This window comes from Salinimicrobium sediminis (assembly GCF_900215295.1).
Classification (GTDB): domain Bacteria; phylum Bacteroidota; class Bacteroidia; order Flavobacteriales; family Flavobacteriaceae; genus Salinimicrobium; species Salinimicrobium sediminis.
On sequence record NZ_OCMF01000001.1, the window covers coordinates 1,123,624 to 1,147,442 of the forward strand.

Here is a 23,819-nt window from a genome sequence, read left to right on the forward strand (position 1 = left end):
CAAAATAGGAATTACTTCAGCAGGAGAAGAATTATCCTTTGGTATTATTGACCTGCTGCTTAATCTCCTTCATGAGTTCTGCGCCACCGGATTGCAGGACCTCTTCCGCACAGGCTTTTCCGAAGCCTTTATTTTCAGAAACAGCAATAGTCTTTTCCACGCCTATTCTTTGTTGCCCATCCAGACTGAACAGAGCAGCTTTAAAGTGGATCTTGTCACCTTCAATGGTAGCCAATGCTCCAATGGGCGCCGTACATCCTCCCTCAAGGATTCTTAGAAATTCCCGCTCAATATGAACACAAATTTGAGAGGGTTCATGATTTAAAGCGGCAAGTGCCTTTCTGCAAAAATCATCTTCCTCTTTTGCAACCACCAGCATCGCACCCTGTGCAGGCGCCGGAATCATCCATTTGAGATCTATATAAGAATCGGGTTTCAGGTTGATGCGCTCAAGTCCGGCAGCCGCGAAAATAGCTCCGTTCCAGTCGCTGTCCTGTAGTTTTTGGAGCCGGGTATTGACATTTCCTCTTAGATCTACGATCTCATGATTGGGATATTTGTGCAACCATTGCGCCTGCCTTCGCAGACTACCTGTCGCCACAACTCCTTCTTCATTCAGAAAATTGGTGCCTTTATGGATCAAAATATCCTGAGTATGTGCCCTTTTTAGAACTGCAGCTTCAACAATACCTTTGGGAAGCGCGGTAGGAACGTCTTTCATGGAATGCACAGCGATGTCTATAGCATCTGTGAGCATGGCAACATCCAGTGTCTTAGTAAAGATTCCGGTAATGCCGAATTCATATAATGGTTTATCCAGTACCAGGTCTCCCTGAGATTTTACCGGTACAAGCTCGGTTTTATGACCCAGTTTCTCCAGCGCACTTTTTACAGTATTAGCCTGCCAAAGCGCAAGTTCACTGTCCCGGGTCCCTATGCGGATTACCCTGCTCATTTCTTTACAGGTTCTTCCAGTTGGAAAACCTTTTGGATAAGCTCCAGGCTTTCATCGGTTGAATTTGAATCCCCTCTAAGGTGATTCGCAAACTGCTTCATGATCTTTTGGATGATCCTGTCTCCAAGGATCTCTGCTTGCCTGTCATTAAAGTTTTCGATCTTTCTGCGTTGAAAATCTACCTCGGCATCTTTCATATCCTTCAGCTTTTTCTTTAAAGCTTTAATGGTAGGCGCGAATTTTCGGGTTTCAAGCCAGGTATTGAATTCGGCTTCCATTTCAGAAATGATCTGCTTTGCCTGCGGAATGGCTGCCTTGCGACGTTCCAGGGTCTCATCTGTCATTTGTGACAGGTGGTCCAGGTGTATTACCGATACTCCCGGAAGGTCCTGCACTTCATCTGAAACATTCTTGGGAATAGAAAGGTCAAGGATCAAAAGATCTTTCTTGTTGTAAATAAGTTCTTTGGTAATGGTTGGGGTTTGAGCCCCGGTAGCTACAATAAGAATATCTGCCTGGCGAATTTCGGCCTGTAGATCGGCGTAATCCTTTACCGTAAGTTCAAATTTTCCTGCGATCTTTTCAGCCTTCTCTTTGGTACGGTTGATAAGCGTGATCTTATGATTCTTGGTATGCTTCACCAGATTTTCACAGGTGTTGCGGCCAATTTTACCGGTTCCAAAAAGCAGAATATTTTGGTCTGCCGGATTCTCGTAATTTTTTAGAATATATTGTACAGAAGCGAAACTCACTGAAGTAGCCCCGGAAGAGATATCGGTTTCATTCTTAATGCGCTTGCTCGTTTGGATCACCGCATTTACCAGCCTCTCTAAAAACGGATTTGAGACTCCTATATCCTTTGACTGATTAAATGCCGATTTTAATTGGCTGATTATTTCAAAGTCTCCAAGGATCTGGCTGTCCAGCCCTGTCCCCACCCGAAACATATGAGAAATAGCCTCTTTGTTTTTATACACGTAGGCAACCTTCTCAAATTCTTCAACCGTACCATGCGTGTGTTCGCATAGCAGTTTGATCAATTGAAAAGGATGTTGCGCAAAACCATAGATCTCGGTTCTGTTGCAGGTAGAAGTTATTAGGAGTTCGTCGATACCTTCAGCCTTTGCCTGCTCAAGCAAATTCCGTTTACCAACATCATCCAGGCTAAAATGTCCTCTAACTTCTGCGTCGGCTTTTTTATAACTCAGCCCAATGGTATAAAAATGTTTTCCTCTTGAAATATTATAATCTTCCATGTACCTGATTAGGAATTCAACTGGCAAATTTAAGATAACACTAAAGTTAAAAGTAACGCTCAAAGTATAATTTTTGTCGCTGCAGGCGATTTTACGCCAAAAACTGATCATTATCATATTTTCAGACTATTTTTGTGCGTCAAAAGGGGAGTTTCAGCAAAATTGTTTAGAGTGAGTCTAAATAGAAGCTGCTGAAAGTTGTGAAATCAAAAGAGATTCCTATGGAAGAAAATATCGCTCAAGGTACCTTTGAAAAAACAAAACTGGAAGAAGGTTTTTACCTGCTTAAATTTCAGAATTTGAATAAGACCCCTGTAAAAGTTCAGCGGAATATCAACAGTAGTTTTATTCAATTCCATTTTTCAGGAAAAGGGGAAAACAGGTTCTTCTTCAACAATGGTGGCTATAAAATAAGCCTAAGTGAAGAAAATTCCCTGCTTTTGTACAATCCAAAACGTGACCTACCTATAGACCTGGAACTTGAACCTAATGGCTGGGTAGTGTCTATCGTGATCTCCATTAAAAAATTTCATGCCCTTTTTTCTGAAGAGGCGGGTTATATCAGTTTTTTGAACCTGGAGAATCGCGACAAACAATATTATAAAGACCTGCCGCTTTCTCCCGGAATGGTCATTGCGCTCAACCAGGTTCAGAATTATAATGTAGGTTTAACGATCAGAAACCTGTATTATAAAGCCAAGGCTTATGAGCTGCTTAGCCTGTACTTCAACAGGGGGAAAGAGCCCGATGTAGAGCAATGTCCATTTCTTATAGATGAAGAAAATGTCCTTAAGATCAGGAAAGCTAAAGATATTGTGATCGCCAATATGGCCGAACCGCCTTCTCTTCAGGAGCTTTCCAGGGAGATTGGCTTAAGCCTGAAAAAATTGAAAGAAGGATTTAAACAGATCTATGGAGATTCTGTTTTTAGTTTCCTGTTTGACTATAAAATGGAGTATGCAAGAAAGCTCCTTGATTCGGGAGAGTATAATGTAAATGAAGTGGGACTAAAAGTGGGATACAGCACTTCAAGTCATTTTATTGCTGCCTTCAGGAAAAAGTTTGGAACAACCCCAAAGAAATATCTCATGTCGCTTTCTTCGGAAACATAGAAATAACCTTCTTCAATGGAACTATCAGATCTTGATCTTCAAAGAATTTTCCGCAGGAATTTTAAATCGTATTTTTGATCCCAAATTCAACAAATGAGCAAAGGAGTTTTACTTGTTAATCTGGGTTCCCCCGATAGCACAGATCCTAAGGATGTAAAGAAATACCTGGATGAATTCCTCATGGATGAACGGGTGATCGACGTGCCTTACTGGGCCCGGACGTTATTGGTGCGGGGAATCATTTTAAATACCAGACCTAAAAAGTCGGCAGAGGCCTATGAAAGGATCTGGTGGGAGGAAGGTTCACCTTTGATCGTGCTTTCGGAAAGGCTGCAGGCTAAGGTAAGTGAGCTCACTTCTGTTCCCATCGCTCTGGCTATGCGCTACGGAAAACCTTCCATCAAAAGCGGACTTCAGGAATTACATGAGAAAGGAGTGGATGAGGTACTTATTTTTCCTCTTTATCCACAGTTTGCAATGGCGACTACTGAAACTATCCTGGTATTGGCAGAAGAGCTTCGGAAAAAGCATTATCCGCAGATGCAGTTCACATCGGTTCCTGCATTTTATAATCATGCCGATTATATTAGGGTACTCGGGACCAGCATTTCAGAATCTCTGAAAGGAGTGGAATTTGACCACCTTTTGTTTTCCTATCATGGGGTGCCGAAAAGGCACATCAGGAAAAGTGATATTACCAAAAGTCATTGTAAGATCGACGGCAGTTGCTGCCAGACACCATCGGCCGCACATCAATTTTGCTACAGGCACCAATGCTATGAAACCACCAGGCTGGTGGCCGAATATCTGGGGCTCGAAAAAGGCAAATATTCGGTCTCGTTTCAATCCAGATTAGGTTTTGATCCGTGGTTACAGCCCTATACCGATCGTACCATAGAACGCAAAGGTCTGGAAGGTGTAAAAAATCTGGCCATCGTTACCCCGGCTTTCGTTTCAGACTGTTTAGAAACCCTGGAAGAGATCGCCATGGAGGGAAAAGAGATCTTCGAAGAAGTGGGAGGTGAAAAATTTACTGTTGTACCTTGTTTAAATGATCGCGATGATTGGGTGAGAGTGCTTTCCCGTTGGATTGATGAATGGGCGAAACAGGAAGTAACGGTGTAAATAATAAAACTTCAGCATAATTGGACTACTACAATTACATCAAAGCCTTACATCTCATTTTTGTGATCACCTGGTTTGCCGGCCTGTTCTACATTCCGAGGTTGTTTATCTATCATATAGAGGCTTCAGAAAAACCGGAGCCCGAAAACAGCATTTTAACCACCCAGTTAAAATTGATGACCAAAAGATTGTGGTATATCATCACCTGGCCTTCCGCAGTCCTAGCCACATTATTCGCGGTTTGGCTTTTGATCCTGGTGCCGGGGTGGCTGCAAATGCCGTGGATGCATGTAAAACTGGCTTTTGTGGTCCTGCTCTTCGCCTACCACTTTAAATGTCATCATATTTTCAAGCAGATGCAGCATGACAAGATCACCTGGACCTCCAATCAAATGCGGCTGTGGAATGAGGTGGCTACGCTCATTCTTTTTGCCGTGGTCTTCCTGGTTATACTTAAGGATGCCTTAAACTGGATCTATGGAGTGATAGGGATTTTTTTACTGGCCGCAATGCTTATGTTGGGGATCAAGATCTACAAGCGCCTTAGGTCCAAAAATCCCAATTTGTAGACTGGTTTGATAATTGTTGCCTATTTTAGACAGATAAAATTAAATAACTTTTGAAATTCTCCTTAAGAACCCGGCTTTTCCTTTCTATGATAGCATTGGTATTGCTGGCTTCGATCCTGATTGGCGGCATTACTATTCTGCAGTACAAGAAGGAAGCCCAGGATTATCACCGGGAGCGCCTGGAGAGAAAGGAAGAAGCTATTAGGGAGCACATCAAATTTGTGATGGAGAGCACCACCTATGAGGTAAGTGAAGAAAATGTTTATCTCATTCTCAAACAGGATGATAAAATCCACGAGATCTCGCAGGTACATAATATGCCTATCAATATTTACAGCCTGGGTGGGGATATGATTTTAAAATCGAACCAGTCCTTTTTTCCGGACACTACAGATCTTCAGCTAGATAAGGAAATTTTGACTGAATTGGCGTCTTCTTCCCGAAAAAGGGTATTGAGGCAAACGGTCAAAAATGACAAAAGATTCCAGTCTTCCTATACCTATATAACCGACAATAAATTTCGGCCACTGGCGGTCCTTAATTTACCATACCTGGAAGATGATTATTTCATCACCCGCGACCTGCAGAATTTTCTAATCCGGCTTACCGAGGTTTATCTTTTCATGTTAGTTTTAGCTATTCTGCTTGCCTATTTTCTCTCCAAATACATCACCCGAAGCCTTAAGACTATTTCAGAAAAGATCCACCAGACGCGGCTGGATAAAAAGAACCAGAAGATCGAGGTGGGGAACGTAAGTGAAGAGATCTTCACCCTGGTTACGGCATACAATTCCATGATAGACGAGCTGGAAGAAAGTGCGGTAAAACTGGCAACAAGCGAGCGGGAGCAGGCCTGGAGGGAGATGGCAAAGCAGGTTGCTCACGAGATCAAGAACCCGTTGACGCCAATGAGGCTGAGTGTGCAGAATTTCCAGAGGAAATTTGACCCCAATGATCCGCAGATGCGGCAAAAGGTGGACGAATTCAGCGACACGCTCATCACACAGATAGATACTATGAGTTCCATTGCTTCTGCTTTTTCCAATTTTGCAAAGATGCCGGCGCAACAGAATGAAAGGCTAAATGTCCCGAAAATAGTAAAACTGGCGCTCGATATTTTTAATGAAGATTACATCATGTTCTCTACTGAAAAGGAGGAGATCATTGCCAAATTTGACCGCACCCAATTAATCAGGGTAGTGACAAATCTGGTGAAGAATGCTGTACAGGCGGTGGATCAAAAAGAGCATCCCGCTATCCTGGTCACGGTGACCGAAGAGGAAGGGCATGCATGCTTAATTGTTTCAGATAATGGAGTGGGTATAACCGAAGAGAACAAAAGCATGATCTTTGAACCCAAGTTTACCACCAAATCCAGCGGGATGGGACTTGGCCTGGCTATGGTCAAAAATCTTATGGAGAGTTGCGGCGGGAGTATCGAATTCACATCGAAATTAAATAAAGGCACTATCTTTAAAGTTCATTTTCCAAAATAAATAATATGGATTTCAATAATATACTTTTCGAACAAAGCGGAAACATTGCTTATATCACTATTAACAGGCCCACCAAGCTTAATGCGTTAAATAAAGCCACCATTTCTGAGCTTAATGATGCTTTTTCTGCTGCGGAAGAAATAGAGGATATAAAAGTGATCATCCTTACCGGAAGCGGTGAAAAAGCCTTTGTGGCAGGAGCCGATATTAGTGAGTTCGCAAATTTTTCTGTGGAAGAAGGCCAGCAGCTTGCAGCCGAAGGTCAGGCAAAGCTTTTTGATCTCGTGGCTAATTTTCCCAAACCCGTTATAGCGGCTGTAAATGGATTTGCCCTTGGTGGCGGATTAGAACTTGCCATGGCAGCACACTTTAGGATCGCCAGTGATAATGCAAAAATGGGATTACCAGAAGTCTCCCTGGGAGTTATTCCCGGTTACGGCGGAACTCAAAGGCTACCTCAGTTAGTGGGTAAGGGAAGAGCTATGGAAATGATCATGACAGCGGGAATGATCGATGCCAAACAAGCATTGGAATACCATCTCGTAAACCACGTCACTTCTCCTGAAGAACTTATTCCGCTTGCCGAAAAAATTGCCGGTAAGATCCTCAACAATTCCATGGTAGCCGTTGCCGCAGCTATAAAAGCGGTAAATGCCTCCTACGATAATACTGTAAACGGTTTTGAAGTTGAGGTCGAAGAATTTGGAAAAGCTTTTGGTACAGAAGATTTTAAAGAAGGAACTTCAGCATTTCTAAATAAACGCAAAGCGAACTTTCCGGGAAAATAGTCCTTATGGAAATTTTCCTATTATAAGGAATTTTTCCTATTTTTGCTCCTTATGGAGAGGAGCGGGTACATCAAAGGCAGGGGAGCACAGCATCAGGTCAAGAACAGGTTTGACACCCTAGCCTATGAGATGCGGGATGATTTCCTGAATTTTTGTGCAGTAGAAGGGGAAGAGGCTATCTCTTCAAAAACGGCTTTTATTGACACCTTTCCAAAAACCATCGTGAATAAAGTCACCAGCCCCGATGTGGGGCTGGAGTTTTCTCTCAACCCATACCAGGGCTGTGAACACGGCTGTGTTTACTGCTACGCAAGGAATTCACATGAATACTGGGGCTATGGTGCAGGGCTGGATTTTGAACAAAAGATCCTTGTAAAACGAAATGCAGTCGAGCTGCTTGAGCAAAAACTCCGTAGCAAGAGCTGGAAAGCTGCACCTATCGTGCTTTCCGGAAATACAGATTGCTATCAACCGGTAGAACGCAGGCTGGAGATCACCCGAAAGTTGCTGCAGGTGTTCCTTAAGTATAAACATCCTGTGGGGATCATTACCAAAAATGCCCTGGTTCAGCGGGATGTGGATATCCTGGAAGAACTTGCAAAGGATAACCTGGTGCGGGTAAATCTGTCTATTACTTCCCTGGATGAAAAGACCAGGCAGCTGCTGGAACCCCGCACTGCGAGCATCAAAAAACGTCTGCAGACCATTGAAGTGTTGCATTCCAGGGGGATTCCTGTGAGTGTAATGATGGCACCAATTATACCTTCCATCAACAGCCATGAGATCCTGCCCCTGGTGAAGGAGATTGCCGAAAGAGGTGCCTGCGGAGTTGGATATACCGTAGTTAGGCTGAATGGCGCTATAGGCGAAGTCTTTTCTGCCTGGATAAGGAAAGCCATGCCGGACCGCGCAGAAAAGGTCCTTCACCAGATCGCCGAATGTCACAAAGGAAATCTTAATGACAGCCGCTTTGGCACCCGAATGAAAGGCGAAGGAAATATTGCGGACCAGGTCGCCCAGCAATTTGCCCTGGCAAGAAAATTATATTTAAAAGATAAAGAGCGCCCTAAACTCAATTGCGATCTACATCAGCAGTATAAGGACGGGCAAATGAAGCTATTCTAAAAATCCCATTTTTGAGAGGTTATTCCCCATTCTTCATAGAACTCCTTTAGAAAATGCTCCATAAAATCATGTCTTTCTGCAGCCAGTTTTTTCCCGGTGTTGGTGTTCATCCGGTCCTTTAGCAAAAGTAGTTTTTCGTAGAAGTGATTGATAGTTGGAGCGGTAGATTTCTTGTATTCCTCTTTGCTCATGTTGAGGTTGGGTTTGATATCAGGATCAAAGAGAGGCCTGTTTTTAAATCCGCCATAATTGAAGGTACGGGCAATCCCTATTGCACCCAGCGCATCCAGCCGGTCTGCATCCTGCACCACCTGAAGTTCGGGTGAATTGAAAGTCTGCTGTTCATTTCCACCTTTAAAGGAGACCCACTTGATAATGTTCTCCACATGTTGGATTATCGTTTCGGGCACTTTTTTTCTTTCCAGAAAATCCCGTGCGATCTTAGGGCCTACTGACTCATCTCCATTATGGAATTTATAGTCGGCAATGTCATGAAGCAGGGCTCCCAGTTCTACAACGAACAGGTTGACATCTTCACCTGCCGCAATCTCCCTGGCGTTCTTAAGTACTCTCTGAATATGAAACCAGTCATGGCCTCCTTCTGCATCTTTAAGCTTTTGCTGCACGAATTCTGTGGTTTCGGCAATGATCTGTTCTTTATCCATACTAGATGATATCGGCAGTAATACTTCGTTCTACTTTAGCTACCAGGGCTTCAGGATCATCTGAATTTGCAGAAAAGGGTTCGTGGACCTTCAACCTTAAATGTACTCCTATTCCCATTGGAAAGCTTCCGTAGCGAAAGAGCTTCCAGCTGTTGTTGATGGTAATGGGAACTATAACGGCTTCGGGCATTTTTTTGATCAAAAGCTGTAAACCTTGTACGGCAAACTTTTTAGGTGCACCGGTACGGCTGCGGGTGCCTTCAGGAAAAATAACGGCAGACCTTTTATTCTGGTTGAGGTAATCTGCAAACTTGCTCATCTTCACCAACGCTTCCCTGCCATTTTTGCGGTCTATAAGGAGATTTCCCCCGTGCCTTAAATTGAAGGAGATGCTGGGAATGCCTTTACCCAATTCCTTTTTACTGACAAACTTCGGGTGGTGTTCCCTAAAATGCCAAATGATGGGAGGGATGTCATACATACCCTGGTGGTTAGCTACAAAAATGCAGGACTTATCAATTGGCAGCTGGTATGGATTTTCTATGCTATATCGCGTACCCAATAGGTTAAGGCAGCGCAGCAGGAAAAAATTAAAGATATCAACACTTTTTTTATGAGCCTCATAGCCGCCAAGCTTTAGGCAAATCCACTGTATGGGGTGGAAAACCAAGAGGTTGATGAAGAAAAAAATGTAAAAAACTACCGAAAGCGGGTAGGAAAGGATCTTTTTAAAAGTTTTCATTTGCACTTCCTTACAGAAGCCGCAATTTCTGCAATTTTATCCTGCTGTGCAAAAATTGAATTAAGCCTGGAGGTTTTCAGATTTACCAGGTTTTTTTAAAAGAAAAGCCTGTCAAAAATTTAATTCTTGACAGGCTTTAAAAACTTCTCTCTGCTTTTTAGCAGAATTCGTTGAAGGCTTCAGTAAGATTATCGGCAATAATTTCGGCCGGACGTCCTTCGATGTGGTGTCTTTCAAGCATGTGAACCAGCTCACCATCTCTAAACAAAGCCATTGATGGCGAAGAAGGAGGGAATGGCACCATATAATCGCGGGCTTTATCTGTTGCTTCACGATCTACCCCTGCAAAAACAGTCACCAGGTGATCAGGTCTTTTGCTGTTTTGTAAAGACATTCTGGCTGCCGGCCTTGCGTTAGCCGCGGCACATCCGCAAACAGAATTCACCACTACCAGGGTAGTACCTTTTCTGGCAATTGCCTCATCAACCTGCTCTTCTGTATGTAATTCTTCAAAACCAATGCTGGTAAGGTCCTCACGCATAGGCTTAACTAATTCCGGTGGATACATATATTTAAATTTTGTAATTAGAACTAAAGTGCAAAGATACCAAATAATTACAAGTGCATAAATTTTAGGCATATAAACCCTGGTTCTGTTGAAGCGGAGTTTTACTGAAGCATAAATACTATCTTTGCACCGCAAAAAATTCTGGAATGATCAAATGGTTTGCCGCCTTTGTCGGTTTAATGTTTTATGGATACCGGGGCGCAATACTCGGATTTATTATAGGAAGTCTCATCGATATGCTCACCAGGTCAGGAGGGGGCGGATTTCGTGTTTTTACGCAGGAACAGCAAGTGACCCCGGGAGATTTTGAACTTCACCTGTTGACCCTTTCGGCCATTGTTATTAAAGCCGATGGCAGGGTGAGCCAGCAGGAAATGGATTATGTGCGCAACTACTTTGTACAGGCCTATGGGAAGGAACGTGCAAATGCTGTTTTTCGCACCTTTAATGAGGTGGTGAAGAGTAGGGAGCTTGAGGAGGCAAGAATAGCTCAATTTCTGGCTGCCCGCACCCAATATGCGGCCCGGCTTCAAATCGTTCACTTCCTGTTTAGCATTGCGAATGCCGATGGGCGGGTGAGTGAGGCCGAGGCGAGAAAAATTCGTTCTATTGCAGGGTATCTTCGAATTGGAGTGAAGGATTTTGAAAGCCTCCATGCCATGTTCTTTAAAACTACAGATGATGCCTATAAGATCCTTGAGATCGATAAATCGGCTACCGATGCCGAGGTAAAGAAAGCCTATCGTGAGATGGCTAAAAAATATCATCCGGACAAACTTCATCATATGGATGAGGCCTATAGAAAAGGGGCGGAAGAGAAATTCAGAAGGGTGCAGGAAGCCTACGAGAAAATTCAGAAGGAGCGAGGTTTCTAGGTTTCGGGAAAGCTTTTTACTGCAGCAATTTATTTCCGAATTTCAGACCAATAAAAGCTGTTCTTGGTCTTGATGGGCCGTAGACATAATTAGCATCACGGTCAACTCCCCGGTCGAAATCCTGTTGATATTGGTTAAAGATATTCTGAACTCCCAGGTTCAATTCCAGCTGGAAACCTTGAGATAATCCAAAGATGTAGGCGGACTTAAAATTTATCTCCATAAAATCGGTGGTCTTTTCAAGTCGGTCCTGGTCAATATAACCTGCCAGGTGAGGGACGTACATGCTTCCGGTATAAACGCCTGAAAGGTTGTTCTGCCAATTCTTTACCGGAGCATAGGTGAGGATAAAATTTCCGTAGATGTTAGGGGATTTAAAGAAATTTTCGGCATTTTGAAGTGATACTTCAGGATCATCACTGAATTGTACAGGGGAATCGTATTGCGCTCTCTGCAATGTCCCTCCCAACTGCAAGATCCAATCGGGATTGGGAGCAAACACCGCGTCTAGATTGATCCCGTAGACATCGGCACCTTCACCATTCCTTTTCTCAAAGACAGTTTCAGAAATTCTTTCCAGGATGAAAGGGTTCTGAAGTCTGGTGTAGAAGGTCTCAAAAGTAAGTCTGTAGTCTTCATCCAACGTGGTTTTGCTCCACTCTGCAGAAGCCAGAAAGCTATGGGAAGTTTCTGAAGAAAGATCATCAGAAAATTGCACCAGGCTCACTTCTCCCGCAGCAATCCTGGCGTGGATGTCTTCTGTAAAGACCTGTGGTGCCCTGAAGCCTTTTGCGTAACTGGTACGAAACTGCAGCTGTTCACTTGCACCAAACAGGAGATTTAATCGCGGATTGAAAATGACATTTTCTTCTGCCGCGTTGTGAATGTCTGCTCTTAAGCCACCAAGGACTTTCAATTTTTCGGTGGCTTGCCATTCCTGCTGCACATAGATTCCAAAAATGTTTAGATTCTGGTCGATTTGTGCATTATACCCCGGCTTGCGATCTCTCATAAGATTGTTCTTGTATTCACTTCCTACTGTAAATATAGCTGTGGACCCAAGAAAATTTTCCTGATCAAAGGAGAATTGACTGCCCAAAAGGTATGTGTTGTCCAGGGAATTACCGTAGCCTTTTAAGCTCTCATCAAGGGTTTCGCCTTTTCCACCATAGAAATTCTCATTTCGGGAGAGTTGAGCCGTGGTGTATAGGGAATATCTGAGATTGCCATTTTTTGAGAAGACCTCGTAAGTTAGTCCGCCGCCTATTACATCACTTTCGATCTGCTCGGTAATGTCGGCTTCGAAGGGCTTTAAATCCAGGTTATTTCCCCCACGGCGGAATTCGTGGATCGTATGGAAATCGAGACTCAGCTCACTGAGATCATTGGGTTTGTAAAATGACTTAAATCCTAAGGTTTTATTTTCAACCTGTGTAAGTTCTGTGAAGCCATCTCCATTATGGTCGTACGGAGTGCGGTCTCTGAACATTCCATAGATATTGAGACCGGCATTGTAGCTATCGCTTAAAACCGTACCATTTACGGTAACCGCCTTATCCCAGGATTCGCTATTTATGGCGGCGAGGTTGCTTCCTATTTCAAAATAATCTTCAGTCGGGACTTTGGTGATAATGTTTATTGTGCCTGCAATGGCATTAGAACCGTACAAAGCAGAGCCGCCACCGCGTACTACTTCAATTCGTTCAATAGAGTTTGCCGGGATTTGGTCCAGGCCGTATACCCCGTTTAAAGCACTGAAAACCGGCCGGCTGTCAATAAGAATTTGGGAATAGGCCCCGTCAAGGCCATTTATACGCACCTGGGAAAAACCGCAGTTCTGGCAGTTGGTTTCCATTCTCAAACCCGGCTGGAAATTGAGCCCCTCACTTAGGCTTATGGATTGGGTAGCATTAAATTCTTTGGCAGATGTGACCGAGACTATGACAGGAGCTGTGTGCCTCAACTGTCCGGTTCGACTTGCAGAAATCACCACCTGGTCAAGCCCGGAGATATCTTCTTTTAGGCTGAAGTTGATAATTTGATCCTCAGGGTTCAATACATCCAGGTGTTTTTTCAAGGTTTTATAGCCCATGGCCTGAAGTATGAGCTCGTAATGACCAAAGGGAGCTTCAAAAGAAAAAGATCCTTTCTCGTCTGTTGTTGTTCCTGTTGTTGTTCCTTCAAGATAAATACTAACCAGCGGTACCGGCTCCCCGTTAGCTAACACTCTTCCGGAAATTGTAGCCGTCTGGGTGTGAGCGGTGATAGAAATGAGTAATCCAAGGATGAATAGCAGCGTTCTCAAATTTATTATTTTTCACAAAGGTATAATTGATTTTTAGGCTAATCTAAAAATTGTTTATGAAATTTAAAAAATGTATTTTTGACCTGTAAAAAACAATAGTCTATGTTTAGCCTTTCCGAAGAGAATTACCTGAAGGCCATCTTCCATTTAGAAAAAAGGTATTCGGGTGGGGTGAGCACCAATGCCCTTGCCGAAGAAATGGAGACGAAAGCCTCCTCTGTCACAGACATGGTGAAGAAACTTTCGGATAAAGAACTTGTGAAATACCGGAAATATCAGGGCGTTCATCTGAGTGATAAGGGAAAGCAGGCTGCCATAGAAGTTATTCGCAAACATCGTCTCTGGGAAGTGTTCCTTGTCGAGAAATTAAATTTCTCCTGGGATGAGGTACACGACATCGCAGAACAACTGGAGCATATCAAGTCCGAAAAGCTTACCGACGAGCTGGATAAATTCCTGGGGCATCCCAAAAGGGATCCTCATGGCGATCCTATTCCCGATTCAGACGGAAATTTCAGGATCTCCAACAAGTTGTTACTGGCCGACCTCAATGAGGGGCAGTCAGGAATTTGTGTCGGAGTAAAGGATTCTTCCACAGAATTCCTGAGATATCTGGACAAGAACGGGATCACACTTGGAAAACCAATTAAGGTAGTGCAGCGGGAAGAATATGATGAATCTTTGTTGATAAGGATTAATGCGGATGATCTGCGCGTTTCGAAAAGCATTTCCACCAATCTGTTTATAAAACCCACTGAGTAATGAATAATATAATCGCATACTTCGAATCTCTGGATCCTGTACTGGCGGCTTTCTTAGCCACTTTGTTTACCTGGGGTTTAACTGCATTAGGAGCTTCCCTGGTCTTTTTATTCAAAAAAATGAATAGGGCCCTGTTTGACGGTATGCTTGGATTTACAGGCGGGGTGATGGTGGCTGCGAGCTTTTGGAGCTTACTCGCCCCGGGGATCGAAATGAGCCAGGGAGAAGGATTTGTGAAGGTGATTCCTGCAGTAGTAGGTTTTGGATTGGGAGCCTTATTTATTTTTGGGCTGGACAAGATCCTGCCTCATCTTCATGTCAATTTTAAAATGGCCGATAAAGAAGGGGTGAAAACCCCCTGGCATAAATCCGTACTACTTACCCTTGCAATTACCTTACATAACATACCCGAAGGGCTTGCGATAGGTGTGCTTTTCGGAGGTGCGGCAATGGGACTCGAAGGGGCCAGTATAGGTGGTGCAGTAGCCCTTGCAATGGGAATAGGTTTACAGAATTTCCCCGAAGGCTTTGCAGTAGCAATGCCTTTAAGAGGCCAGGGGATGAGCAGATGGAAAAGCTGGAACTATGGGCAACTTTCGGCTATTGTAGAGCCAATTGCTGCGGTTCTAGGGGCATGGGCAGTGATGACCTTTGAGCCAATACTGCCTTACGCACTGTGCTTTGCGGCCGGAGCAATGATCTTTGTGGTGGTAGAAGAAGTGATCCCGGAATCCCAGCAGGATAGGTTTACAGATATTGCCACTATGGGCTTCATTGGCGGCTTTATGGTGATGATGACTCTTGATGTGGGGCTTAGCTAGTTTCCTAGTAAATTGAAGGCTCCCCTGGTAAGGATCTGTTTTCCTGTTAAAGCCTCCGGATCTTCAAGAGCAGTATAACCGTTAAAGGTGACGGCAGGCTTTACCTGTCTGCGTTTGAAATTATAGTTTTCCCCGCTGCTTTGATCCAGGACCAGTACGTAAAAGGCATTGTCCACTTCCACGATTGCTTCTTCAGGAAGAGCAGGTAGATCCTTGTTTTTGGTGATTATTTGTGCTTCCACGAACATTCCCACCGCAAATTTTTCTTTAAGGCTGTCTGCCAGATGGGCGTGAACTCCTGCCGTGCGATCTTCATCTATTGTTTTCCCTACCAGCCAGATCTCAGCTTCATAGCTTTTAGCAGGGTATTGAGGCATGGTAAAATGGACCTTTTGTCCTTCCGCGATCCTCATCAGGTCTTTTTCAAAAACATTGAGTTCAAGGTGAAGATGATCTGTGTTCACGATTTCCATAATGTTGTAGTTGGGCTCCACGAACATTCCCCTGGATACATTGACTTGGTCAACTGTACCGCTAATAGGGGCATTAATTAAAATTTCGGAAGAGACAGTCCCTTCTTCCACCTTCTGCGGGTCGATATTTAACATTTGTAGCCTCTTTCGTAAAGCATTATACCGCGCCAATCCGGTTTTGTATTCACTCTGGGCCCTTAGGAAGTTTTTTTCTGAAGTGATCTTTTCTCCGAACATGATCTCCTGCCTTTCGGTTTCAGACCGGAGATAGTCAAGCTGTCCGGCCAATTCAAGATATTCCTGCTGCAGCTCTACATATCTCGGATTTTCAAGACTTAAAATGAGCTGACCCTGCTTAACCTTACTTCCTTCCAAAAGTGGGGAGCGCTTCACGTATCCTCCTTCAAAAACATTAATAATGGCCCTGTTTTCCGGCGGTACATCAATTTTTCCGGTTACCCTTATCACGTCGGGAAAATTCTGCACCGTTAATGTCCCCAACTCCATTTCATTATGATCGAATTGCTCTTTGGTAATTCTAATTCCCTCGAAGTTTTCATTACGGTTAGCGGTATCCACTTCAGGTTCAGATTTGCAGGAAAAGTGGAGCAATACTGCCAAAAAGGCTAAAATTTTAATGCTTTTCATGGTTCAATGATCATTAGTTGATTTATTGCAATCACGGTTTGATTGTAGGCATAGAGGGTTTCCAGGAAGGATAATCTTATCCTGTAAGCGTTCTCAAGACTTAATATGTACTGGAAGAAATCTATTTCCCCGTTTTGATAGCTAAGATTTGCTGTTCTTAAGATCTCTTCTGAAAGTTCACCTCCTTCTTCTTCATAATAGGAGAGTGCCTCTTCATGTTTCTCCATCTCTTTTAAAAGCTGCAGATATTGGGTTTCGAGCAGGAGGTCATTCTGTCGGGCTTCTTCGGATGCAATTTCAGTGGCTATTTTTGCGGCTTTAATCCGGGCAGCATTTCCGCTGAAGAGAAGAGGGATACGCAGCCCCGCCTGATATCCCGAAAGATGGTCGTTAAGGTCTTCATTCAACCCCCTGAAATAGCTGAAGGTTATCCCGGGTAAGAGGCGTTGGTTTTCTACTGAAGTTTCGGCTTTTGCCAGGGAAATTTGTTGCTCATATAATTGCTTCAGTACATGTTTGTCTGTGCCAAGACGGGTAATATCCATTTTTTCGAGAGGAACTGGGGCTATTTGAAGAACTTCGCCAACCTGGATGATCTTTAATAAACCGGTATAGGCGAGGCTTACTTCTGTTTCAGCTTTTTTAAGCTCCAGTTTAAGTTCCCGTTGCCGGGCCCGGGCAGTGATCTTTTCCAGGTAATTGGTCTCTCCCAATTCAAACCTGCGGGTGGCAGCATGAGAAAAATTGCTGTACAAGGTATCGATGACACTAAAAACCTCCCTCTTTTTCTGGGCATACTGGTATTTTAAGAATCCCAGAGCCAATTGCTGTTCAAGGTTCTTCTGAATAAGTTCATGCTTGAGCTTTTCAAATTTAATTCCCTCTTTATACCGCTTCAGTAGAGCGAAGTAGAGGGTAGGGAAATCAAAATTTTGATCCACTCCAAACATTTTGAGAGGTTCTCCATTGGCCAAAAATTCGATATCATTTCGGCTGTAATAAACATCGGTCTTATCAAAACTAAAAGCGGCTCCTTTCATGGTTTCAGCCTGTTTCACCTTTAGGGCTGCGGCCCTGACTTCAGAATTATTTTCAAGGGCTAAAGTCAGGAGTTCATCAAAAGTCAGTGGTTTTTCCTGAGCGATGCCCGGGATCGAAAGAAGCAAAAGGATCAAAAGAAGCTTTTTCTTTTTTCCCGATTTTCTTTTGCGGGGTTTTGCTATTTCAGTTTTTCCGAAGATAGAGTACAGGACAGGCAACACAATCAATGTGAGAAAGGTAGCGGTAACCAAACCGCCAATTACAACTGTAGCCAGGGGCCTCTGCACTTCTGCACCGGCGTTGGTGGAAACCGCCATTGGTAAAAAACCAAGCGCGGCTGCAGAGGCTGTGAGCAATACCGCTCTCAATCGATCCCTGGCCCCGATCTTTACAAGTTCATCCCCATGTTCCATTCCCTGTTTTTTTAAATGATTAAAATGTTCGATGAGTACAATTCCGTTCAAAACTGCTATCCCGAAAAGGGCAATAAAACCAACTCCTGCCGAGATACTAAAAGGCATATCCCGTAGCCATAACAACCATACTCCACCAACAGCCGCAAGGGGAATGGCCGAATAGATGATGAGCGTCTCCTTTATGGAATTGAACGCAAAGTACAACAGGAAGAAGATCAGGACGAGGGCAACGGGAACCGCAAATTTCAATCTTTTTGAAGCCTTCTGAAGGTTCTCAAACTGGCCGCCGTAGGAGATGGTATAGCCGGGAGGCAGATCCAGATTTTCATCAAGGATCTTTTGAACATCATCAACAACCGATTGCAGATCGCGGTTCCTTACATTAATTCCTACTACGATACGTCTTTTAGTTTCATCCCTGGAGATCTTGGCTGCCGATTTTCGGTAAGTTATTTCAGCGACTTCGCTAAGAGGTATTTTTCCTCCTTCAGGAAGGTCCACGTAAAGGTTTTGCAGATCAGAGATATCTTTCCTGTTTTCGGTATCCAGTCTTACCACGAGGTCAAAGCGTTTTTCTCCTTCAAACACGTTGCCAACGGTTTTTCCGCCAAAAGCCATACTTACCACTTCATTAATATCGGCGACATTCAGACCATATCTGGCGATCTTACTTCGATTGTATTTAACTGCCATTTGAGGCAGTCCTTCTACTTTTTCTACCGTGATATCGGCGGCGCCTTCCACATTCCTTATAAGATCTTCTATTTGTGCAGCTTTACTGCTAAGGACTCCCAGGTTCTCACCGAAGATCTTAATAGCAATATCTGCCCGCACGCCGGTAATTAGTTCATTGAACCTCATTTCTATGGGTTGGGTGAATTCCACCTCCATTCCGGGAAGAATTGCCAGGGCCTCCTTAAATTTATCGGCAAGTTCATCTTTTGAGTCTGCACTCACCCATTCGCCTTTGGGTTTAAGAGTTACAATGACATCACTTTCTTCCATAGACATAGGATCTGTAGGAACTTCTGCAGCACCTATTCTTGAAACCACCTGGTCTACTTCAGGAAAATTTTCGATAAGAATGCGTTCTATTTCCGTAGTGATCTCTATGGTTTTACTTAATGAGGTACCGGTTTTTAGCACAGGCTGGATCACAAAATCGCCCTCATCAAGCGTAGGTACAAATTCTCCTCCCATGGTTGTAAAAAGGTAAATACTGGCGGCAAGGAGCAGGACCGCTAAACTCAGTACCACTTTCTTTACCCTCAGGGCGCAGGATATTGTGGCCTCATAGATACTGTTCAGAAAATTCATCAATCTTACTGACCAATTCTTGGATCCCTGTTTTGAAGGCCTAATAAAAATGGAGGATACTACCGGTACATAAGTAAAACAGAGGATCATGGCACCAATAAGGGCAAAACTGAAGGTGAGGGCCATGGGGCGAAACATTTTTCCTTCCACCCCTGTAAGAGAAAGAATGGGGATGAACACAATTAGAATGATCAATTGGCCAAAGATGGCTGAATTCATCATTTTTGACGCCCCGTTAAGAGTTATTTCATCTTTTAATTCTCTGATTTCTCGTTTTTGAAGGCTTTCAAATTCTTTGCTCTTGCTCGTTATTTTGAAGGCTATGAATTCTACAATAATCACTGCCCCGTCTATGATGATCCCGAAATCTATTGCGCCAAGGCTCATGAGGTTGGCACCTATTCCAAAGGTGTACATCATCGAAAGAGCAAACAACATACAGAGGGGAATTACCGAACCTACAACCAGGCCGGACCTTATATTTCCCAGGAGCAGCACCACGACAAAGATCACGATGAGAAACCCCAGGACAAGGTTCTCTGTAATGGTAAAGGTGGTTTTGTCAATGAGCAGGCTTCGGTCTAAAAAACCATTGATATAGATTCCTTCGGGAAGAGTTTCAGAAATTGAAGCTACTCTCTCCTGTACTGCTTCAATGACCTTATTGGAGTTGGCATCCTTGAGCATCATTACCTGCCCCAGGACTTTCTCACCTTCGGCATTTCCGGTGATGGCGCCATAGCGGGTTGCCCGTCCATAACCTACTTCAGCAATATCCCTGATGTACACCGGCATGCCATTGCGGTTTTCCACCACAATATTCCTGATATCCTCAAGAGAATTCACCAGACCTTCCCCGCGGATAAAGTAAGCCTGATTCTCTTTTTCAATATATCCCCCGCCCGCGACGCTGTTATTTTTTTCAAGAGCAGTAAAAACTTCGGCAGCGGTAATATCCATGGCTGCAAGTTTTTTGGTCTTTATGGCGACTTCATATTGTTTTAGGTTTCCACCCCAGCTGTTCACTTCCACAACTCCTGGAATTCCCGACAGTTGTCTCTTTACGATCCAATCCTGAATAGTCCTGATTTCGGTAGGAGAATACCTGTTTTCATAACCCGGTTTGACGTCGAGGATATACTGGTAGATCTCTCCCAGTCCCGTGGTGACAGGGCCCATTCCGGGAGTGCCAAAGCCTTCCGGAATAGATTGCGCCGCAGCATCGATCTTTTCGGCAATGAGTTGCCTGGGAAGGTAAGAGTCCATATCATCTTCAAAGACAATAGTGACTACAGAAAGTCCGAACTTCGAAACCGAACGAATCTCCACCACCCCCGGCAGGTTTGCCATTTCCAGTTCCACTGGAGCAGTAATGAATTGCTCCATATCCTGGGTGGAGAGGTTTTGGGAAGTGGTGATCACCTGTACCTGATTGTTAGTAATATCGGGTACCGCACCAATGGGGATCTGGGTGAGGGAATATATACCGTACCCAACCATTACTGCAGTGAACAGGAGGATAATAAGTTTATTCTTTAAACTGAACTGTATAATATTTTTGAGCATAATTCAATCTTCAAAAAGTGAATTTTTCCTGAAGCTTTCAGAAATTAAAAAACAGAATTATACGTAAATGGGAGGCTGAAAGATCTTGTGGGGAGTTTGGGAGGTATAAGAATTGGTGTAGAAAAATGTCACCTGTGGATGTAGTACCGGGGGAGTTGCAAATTCAAAAATTTGAGGCTCCCCTACCACAAAAATATTGATGGTAGCTTTGGCAGCATCATGCTTAAAAGGAAGGTCTTCATGACCTTCATGAGCGGTAAGATGATCTTTTTTAGAGCTGCCGTAGTGTTTAGTGAGAAAATCGAAGAAAGAATCTCCATAACTTTCTGAATGAAGCTCTACATGCTGCACCAGGCCGTCAAGGCGCAAAAGATCTGTCACTCCAAAATTCACACTTTGTAACAGGAGTAAAACCGAAAGCGAGATAGAGAGTAAAGCTTTCATTACTATAAATTTACTACTTTTTAAGAACTAAATTCGGGCAATAAAGAGATTAATTATTGTCACTTTTGCAACACCTGGTATTATTTGTCGTCCTTAAAATATGAAGAAGACTTTTTGGTTATGGTTGCTTATTTTTCCTGTCTTGCTAACGGCACAGGAAAAGCCTGAAGTGAAGAACATCAGCGCAGACCTGGGAATTGGTCAGCATCTTAGCTTCGGAAAAATCTCGGTTGATTTTTTAGGGATCATTTCCGATTCCCGTTGCCCGAAAGATGTTACCTGTATCTGGCCCGGGGAAGCAAAGGTCCTGCTGGGAATTACAGAGAATGGTAAATATTTTGAAAAGGAAGTAGTAATTAGGGGAGGTGGAGCAGAAATTTCAGTGGCTAATGATGTTCTAATGCAGTTTTCACAGCTTAGACCTTATCCTAAAACCGGAGTCAAAATACCCGCTGATGCATACTGCATGTCATTTTCTGCGGTGATTCCAAAAGGTTAGTGACAGCTTCCGCAGCTGGTCTCGCAGGCTTTGCCGCTTTTTTTCTTGCTTCCGAAGATAAATTTAGGTTTATAGACGAATTTCGTAAACATATATCCCACCGCTATTGCGAAGGTGATAAAGACTAATATTTCCTGAAGTAGTTCCATATTATTTTAATGTTTGAAAAGCAATAAGAGCTGCCAAATAAGCTATTGCCGTCATTGTTACCAACTGGTACATAGGCCATTTCCAGGTGTTGGTCTCCCTTTTTACGATAGCCAGAGTACTCATGCACTGCATGGCAAAGGCATAAAAAAGCAGCAAACTGATTCCGCTTGCGAAGGTAAAAAGAGGTCCGCCAAGGATATGATTGGTTTCTGAAGCCATTCGCGCTTTAATAGTTTCCTCCTCGTCACTGCCAACACTATAAATCGTAGCCAGGGTGCCTACAAAGACTTCCCTCGCTGCAAAAGAACTTACAATAGCTATTCCAATCTTCCAGTCATAGCCAAGAGGTGCCACGGCAGGTTCAATGGCTTTTCCAATATTTCCAATATAAGAATGCTGTAGCTTATAGGAAGCTACCATTTCATCCAGTTCTGCATCGGGAAGGTTCGCATCTACATTCTGCGCTTCTACGATCTCACGGGCATTGCTAAAGTTGTCGCCGGGGCCGTAGCTGGCCAGTACCCAGAGAATAATGGAGATTGCAAGAATGATCTTTCCTGCTCCCAAAACAAAGGCTTTGGTCTTTTCCACTACATTGATCCCAACATTTTTAAGCATTGGTACCTTATAATTAGGCATTTCAATAACAAAATAAGATTTGCTTTTGATCTTGAGGATCTTGTGAAGTACCCAGGCCGAAAAGATTGCCATTCCAAAGCCCAGCATGTAAAGCAACATAAGAGTTAGTCCCTGCAGGTTTAGTCCCATAAAGGATCGCTCGGGAATGACCAGTGCAATGATGATTAGGTAAACCGGGAGCCGGGCAGAACAGGTGGTAAAAGGCACTACCAAAATGGTGATCAATCTTTCTTTCCAGTCTTCGATGTTTCGGGAAGCCATCACGGCAGGAATGGCACAGGCGGTACCGGAAACCAATGGCACTACACTTTTTCCGCTCAAACCAAAGCGGCGCATAGTTCGGTCCATTAAAAAGACCACCCGGCTCATATAACCGCTTTCTTCCAGGATCGAAATGAAAAGGAATAGAAATGCGATTTGCGGAATAAAGATCACGATCCCTCCCAATCCGGGAATGATCCCTTCAGCAATTAAATCCGTAAATGGTCCCGGGGGCATAAATCCGCGGGCAACTTCGCTCAGCTTCATGAAGGAGGCATCAATAAAATCCATGGGATAACTGGACCAGTCATAGATCGCCTGGAAAATAAGGAGCAGTATGTTAAAAAAGATCACATAGCCCCATACCTTATGGGTGAGGATCTTATCTAAATTTGCGCGTAAACCTTTTGCAGCATTGGCATCTACGGTTACAGTCTTTTTAAGAACGTCATTTATGAATTTGTAGCGAAGAATGGTTTCCTTCTGCTGCATGCGTTTTAGAGTACTTTCATCCTTGGTAACAAAATCCTCCCGAAGGTTAAAGCTATTACGGTTTACATTCCCAAAATTCACATCCTGGGTGATCACCAGCCAAAGCTTATAAAGGGATTGCTCTGGAAAAGCTGTGCGTAACCGGTTAAAATATTCCGGATCCATAGAGGAGGCGTGAAGGCAGGGTTCTGTTGAGATATGCCTGAAGTTGGCAATCTGCTCCTTGAGCTCATCGATCCCAATACGTTTCCTTGCACTAACAAGGATGACCTTGGTCTTTAATTCCCGTTCCATTGCCGCAACATCAATGCTAATCCCTCGGCGTTTCATGCGATCGGCCATATTGATCACCAGGATGGTGGGGATCTCAAGATCTTTGATCTGTGTAAATAGAAGCAGGTTACGTTTTAGGTTCTCCACATCGCTTACCACTACAGCAACATCCGGATAGTCTTTGTCATTCTTGTTAAGCAGCAATTCGATAACTACGTTCTCATCCAGGGAAGAAGCATTAAGGCTATAGGTGCCCGGCAAATCAAGCACGTGTGCTTTAATATTGCGCGGAAGCCTGCAAATACCTTCTTTTTTCTCTACTGTAATACCTGGATAGTTGCCTACCTGCTGATTAAGTCCTGTGAGTTGATTAAATACTGAAGTTTTACCCGTATTAGGATTGCCAATAAGTGCTACATTGATCTGTTTGGCCATG

General features: G+C 43.7%; 21 protein-coding genes. 10 read left to right on the forward strand and 11 right to left on the reverse strand.

Features of this window, described 5'->3' with window-relative positions:
- Positions 1 to 31: 31 nt before the first annotated feature.
- Both hemC and hemA read right to left on the reverse strand, forming a co-directional pair.
- Positions 32 to 955, reverse strand: coding sequence for a hydroxymethylbilane synthase (hemC, locus tag CRO16_RS05115; protein WP_097055234.1), 924 nt, complete (start codon positions 953 to 955; stop codon positions 32 to 34).
- Positions 952 to 2,211, reverse strand: a complete 1,260-nt coding sequence (gene hemA / locus CRO16_RS05120) for a glutamyl-tRNA reductase (protein WP_097055793.1) — start codon at positions 2,209 to 2,211, stop codon at positions 952 to 954. The genes hemC and hemA overlap by 4 nt, the downstream gene beginning before the upstream one ends.
- A 221-nt stretch (positions 2,212 to 2,432) precedes the next feature.
- Between hemA and CRO16_RS05125 the strand changes: the two genes are divergently transcribed.
- The 6 genes from CRO16_RS05125 (at position 2,433) to CRO16_RS05150 (ending at position 8,426) form a co-directional block, all read left to right on the forward strand.
- Positions 2,433 to 3,323 carry an AraC family transcriptional regulator gene (locus CRO16_RS05125; protein WP_097055794.1) on the forward strand — a complete coding sequence of 297 codons (891 nt, stop codon included), beginning with the start codon at positions 2,433 to 2,435 and terminating at the stop codon, positions 3,321 to 3,323.
- Positions 3,324 to 3,416: 93 nt separating this feature from the next.
- Positions 3,417 to 4,448 carry a ferrochelatase gene (hemH, locus tag CRO16_RS05130; protein WP_097055235.1) on the forward strand — a complete coding sequence of 344 codons (1,032 nt, stop codon included), beginning with the start codon at positions 3,417 to 3,419 and terminating at the stop codon, positions 4,446 to 4,448.
- Between the two features lie 20 nt (positions 4,449 to 4,468).
- Positions 4,469 to 5,017 (forward strand): CopD family protein, encoded by a 549-nt coding sequence (locus tag CRO16_RS05135; protein ID WP_097055236.1) that lies wholly within the window; start codon positions 4,469 to 4,471, stop codon positions 5,015 to 5,017.
- Between the two features lie 86 nt (positions 5,018 to 5,103).
- Entirely contained in the window at positions 5,104 to 6,513 is a 1,410-nt protein-coding gene (locus CRO16_RS05140; RefSeq protein ID WP_097055237.1) for a sensor histidine kinase, read from the forward strand.
- A 5-nt stretch (positions 6,514 to 6,518) separates the two neighbouring features.
- Positions 6,519 to 7,301 carry an enoyl-CoA hydratase/isomerase family protein gene (locus tag CRO16_RS05145; protein WP_097055238.1) on the forward strand — a complete coding sequence of 261 codons (783 nt, stop codon included), beginning with the start codon at positions 6,519 to 6,521 and terminating at the stop codon, positions 7,299 to 7,301.
- Positions 7,302 to 7,352: 51 nt separating this feature from the next.
- Positions 7,353 to 8,426: a PA0069 family radical SAM protein gene (locus tag CRO16_RS05150; RefSeq protein WP_097055239.1), complete on the forward strand. Its 1,074-nt coding sequence runs from the start codon at positions 7,353 to 7,355 to the stop codon at positions 8,424 to 8,426.
- On the opposite strand, the gene CRO16_RS05155 is transcribed toward CRO16_RS05150, so the two are convergent.
- The 3 genes from CRO16_RS05155 to CRO16_RS05165 form a co-directional block, all read right to left on the reverse strand.
- Entirely contained in the window at positions 8,423 to 9,091 is a 669-nt protein-coding gene (locus tag CRO16_RS05155) for an HD domain-containing protein (RefSeq protein WP_097055240.1), read from the reverse strand. The two genes, CRO16_RS05150 and CRO16_RS05155, sit on opposite strands and share 4 nt — an antisense overlap.
- Before the next feature lies 1 nt (position 9,092).
- Positions 9,093 to 9,833, reverse strand: a complete 741-nt coding sequence (locus CRO16_RS05160) for a lysophospholipid acyltransferase family protein (protein ID WP_097055241.1) — start codon at positions 9,831 to 9,833, stop codon at positions 9,093 to 9,095.
- 157 nt (positions 9,834 to 9,990) lie between these two features.
- The gene (locus CRO16_RS05165; protein ID WP_097055242.1) at positions 9,991 to 10,401 is read right to left on the reverse strand and encodes a BrxA/BrxB family bacilliredoxin; all 411 of its coding nucleotides are present in this window, start codon (positions 10,399 to 10,401) and stop codon (positions 9,991 to 9,993) included.
- A 146-nt stretch (positions 10,402 to 10,547) separates the two neighbouring features.
- Here CRO16_RS05165 and CRO16_RS05170 point away from each other — a divergent pair, with 146 nt between their 5' ends.
- Positions 10,548 to 11,276, forward strand: a complete 729-nt coding sequence (locus CRO16_RS05170; RefSeq protein WP_097055243.1) for a TerB family tellurite resistance protein — start codon at positions 10,548 to 10,550, stop codon at positions 11,274 to 11,276.
- Positions 11,277 to 11,292: 16 nt separating this feature from the next.
- Here CRO16_RS05170 and CRO16_RS05175 read toward each other — a convergent pair whose 3' ends face one another.
- A complete protein-coding gene (locus CRO16_RS05175; protein WP_097055244.1) occupies positions 11,293 to 13,581 on the reverse strand; it encodes a TonB-dependent receptor in 2,289 nt (762 codons plus the stop codon).
- A 102-nt stretch (positions 13,582 to 13,683) separates the two neighbouring features.
- Here CRO16_RS05175 and CRO16_RS05180 point away from each other — a divergent pair, with 102 nt between their 5' ends.
- A complete protein-coding gene (locus CRO16_RS05180; protein ID WP_097055245.1) occupies positions 13,684 to 14,343 on the forward strand; it encodes a metal-dependent transcriptional regulator in 660 nt (219 codons plus the stop codon).
- Entirely contained in the window at positions 14,343 to 15,164 is an 822-nt protein-coding gene (locus tag CRO16_RS05185; protein WP_097055246.1) for a ZIP family metal transporter, read from the forward strand. The genes CRO16_RS05180 and CRO16_RS05185 overlap by 1 nt, the downstream gene beginning before the upstream one ends.
- Here the strand turns inward: CRO16_RS05185 and CRO16_RS05190 are convergent.
- Genes CRO16_RS05190 through CRO16_RS05200 form a run of 3 tightly spaced genes read right to left on the reverse strand, consistent with a single transcriptional unit; the run spans position 15,161 to position 21,069 of the window.
- Positions 15,161 to 16,285 (reverse strand): efflux RND transporter periplasmic adaptor subunit, encoded by a 1,125-nt coding sequence (locus CRO16_RS05190; protein WP_097055247.1) that lies wholly within the window; start codon positions 16,283 to 16,285, stop codon positions 15,161 to 15,163. The two genes, CRO16_RS05185 and CRO16_RS05190, sit on opposite strands and share 4 nt — an antisense overlap.
- Positions 16,282 to 20,625 (reverse strand): CusA/CzcA family heavy metal efflux RND transporter, encoded by a 4,344-nt coding sequence (locus tag CRO16_RS05195; RefSeq protein ID WP_097055248.1) that lies wholly within the window; start codon positions 20,623 to 20,625, stop codon positions 16,282 to 16,284. Before CRO16_RS05195 ends, CRO16_RS05190 begins: the two co-directional genes overlap by 4 nt.
- A gap of 57 nt (positions 20,626 to 20,682) precedes the next feature.
- Positions 20,683 to 21,069, reverse strand: a complete 387-nt coding sequence (locus tag CRO16_RS05200) for a hypothetical protein (protein ID WP_097055249.1) — start codon at positions 21,067 to 21,069, stop codon at positions 20,683 to 20,685.
- 100 nt (positions 21,070 to 21,169) lie between these two features.
- Here CRO16_RS05200 and CRO16_RS05205 point away from each other — a divergent pair, with 100 nt between their 5' ends.
- On the forward strand, positions 21,170 to 21,568 hold the full coding sequence (locus CRO16_RS05205) for a hypothetical protein (protein WP_097055250.1): 399 nt from the start codon (positions 21,170 to 21,172) through the stop codon (positions 21,566 to 21,568).
- Here the strand turns inward: CRO16_RS05205 and CRO16_RS16110 are convergent.
- Positions 21,565 to 21,717 carry a FeoB-associated Cys-rich membrane protein gene (locus CRO16_RS16110; RefSeq protein ID WP_168024094.1) on the reverse strand — a complete coding sequence of 51 codons (153 nt, stop codon included), beginning with the start codon at positions 21,715 to 21,717 and terminating at the stop codon, positions 21,565 to 21,567. The genes CRO16_RS05205 and CRO16_RS16110 overlap by 4 nt on opposite strands.
- 1 nt (position 21,718) lies before the next feature.
- The gene (gene feoB, locus CRO16_RS05210; protein WP_097055251.1) at positions 21,719 to 23,818 is read right to left on the reverse strand and encodes a ferrous iron transport protein B; all 2,100 of its coding nucleotides are present in this window, start codon (positions 23,816 to 23,818) and stop codon (positions 21,719 to 21,721) included.
- Between the last annotated feature and the right edge of the window lies 1 nt (position 23,819).

Bases quoted from the DNA above. Each gene is read 5' to 3' on its own strand.
- CRO16_RS05200 (WP_097055249.1), bottom strand. From the start codon at position 21,069: ATGAAAGCTTTACTCTCTATCTCGCTTTCGGTTTTACTCCTGTTACAA.
- feoB (WP_097055251.1), bottom strand. From the start codon at position 23,818: ATGGCCAAACAGATCAATGTAGCACTTATTGGCAATCCTAATACGGGT.
- CRO16_RS05180 (WP_097055245.1), top strand. From the start codon at position 13,684: ATGTTTAGCCTTTCCGAAGAGAATTACCTGAAGGCCATCTTCCATTTA.
- CRO16_RS05195 (WP_097055248.1), bottom strand. From the start codon at position 20,625: ATGCTCAAAAATATTATACAGTTCAGTTTAAAGAATAAACTTATTATC.
- hemC (WP_097055234.1), bottom strand. From the start codon at position 955: ATGAGCAGGGTAATCCGCATAGGGACCCGGGACAGTGAACTTGCGCTT.
- hemA (WP_097055793.1), bottom strand. From the start codon at position 2,211: ATGGAAGATTATAATATTTCAAGAGGAAAACATTTTTATACCATTGGG.
- CRO16_RS05205 (WP_097055250.1), top strand. From the start codon at position 21,170: ATGAAGAAGACTTTTTGGTTATGGTTGCTTATTTTTCCTGTCTTGCTA.
- CRO16_RS05170 (WP_097055243.1), top strand. From the start codon at position 10,548: ATGATCAAATGGTTTGCCGCCTTTGTCGGTTTAATGTTTTATGGATAC.
- CRO16_RS05185 (WP_097055246.1), top strand. From the start codon at position 14,343: ATGAATAATATAATCGCATACTTCGAATCTCTGGATCCTGTACTGGCG.
- CRO16_RS05155 (WP_097055240.1), bottom strand. From the start codon at position 9,091: ATGGATAAAGAACAGATCATTGCCGAAACCACAGAATTCGTGCAGCAA.
- CRO16_RS16110 (WP_168024094.1), bottom strand. From the start codon at position 21,717: ATGGAACTACTTCAGGAAATATTAGTCTTTATCACCTTCGCAATAGCG.
- CRO16_RS05190 (WP_097055247.1), bottom strand. From the start codon at position 16,285: ATGAAAAGCATTAAAATTTTAGCCTTTTTGGCAGTATTGCTCCACTTT.
- hemH (WP_097055235.1), top strand. From the start codon at position 3,417: ATGAGCAAAGGAGTTTTACTTGTTAATCTGGGTTCCCCCGATAGCACA.
- CRO16_RS05140 (WP_097055237.1), top strand. From the start codon at position 5,104: ATGATAGCATTGGTATTGCTGGCTTCGATCCTGATTGGCGGCATTACT.
- CRO16_RS05160 (WP_097055241.1), bottom strand. From the start codon at position 9,833: ATGAAAACTTTTAAAAAGATCCTTTCCTACCCGCTTTCGGTAGTTTTT.
- CRO16_RS05150 (WP_097055239.1), top strand. From the start codon at position 7,353: ATGGAGAGGAGCGGGTACATCAAAGGCAGGGGAGCACAGCATCAGGTC.
- CRO16_RS05145 (WP_097055238.1), top strand. From the start codon at position 6,519: ATGGATTTCAATAATATACTTTTCGAACAAAGCGGAAACATTGCTTAT.
- CRO16_RS05165 (WP_097055242.1), bottom strand. From the start codon at position 10,401: ATGTATCCACCGGAATTAGTTAAGCCTATGCGTGAGGACCTTACCAGC.
- CRO16_RS05125 (WP_097055794.1), top strand. From the start codon at position 2,433: ATGGAAGAAAATATCGCTCAAGGTACCTTTGAAAAAACAAAACTGGAA.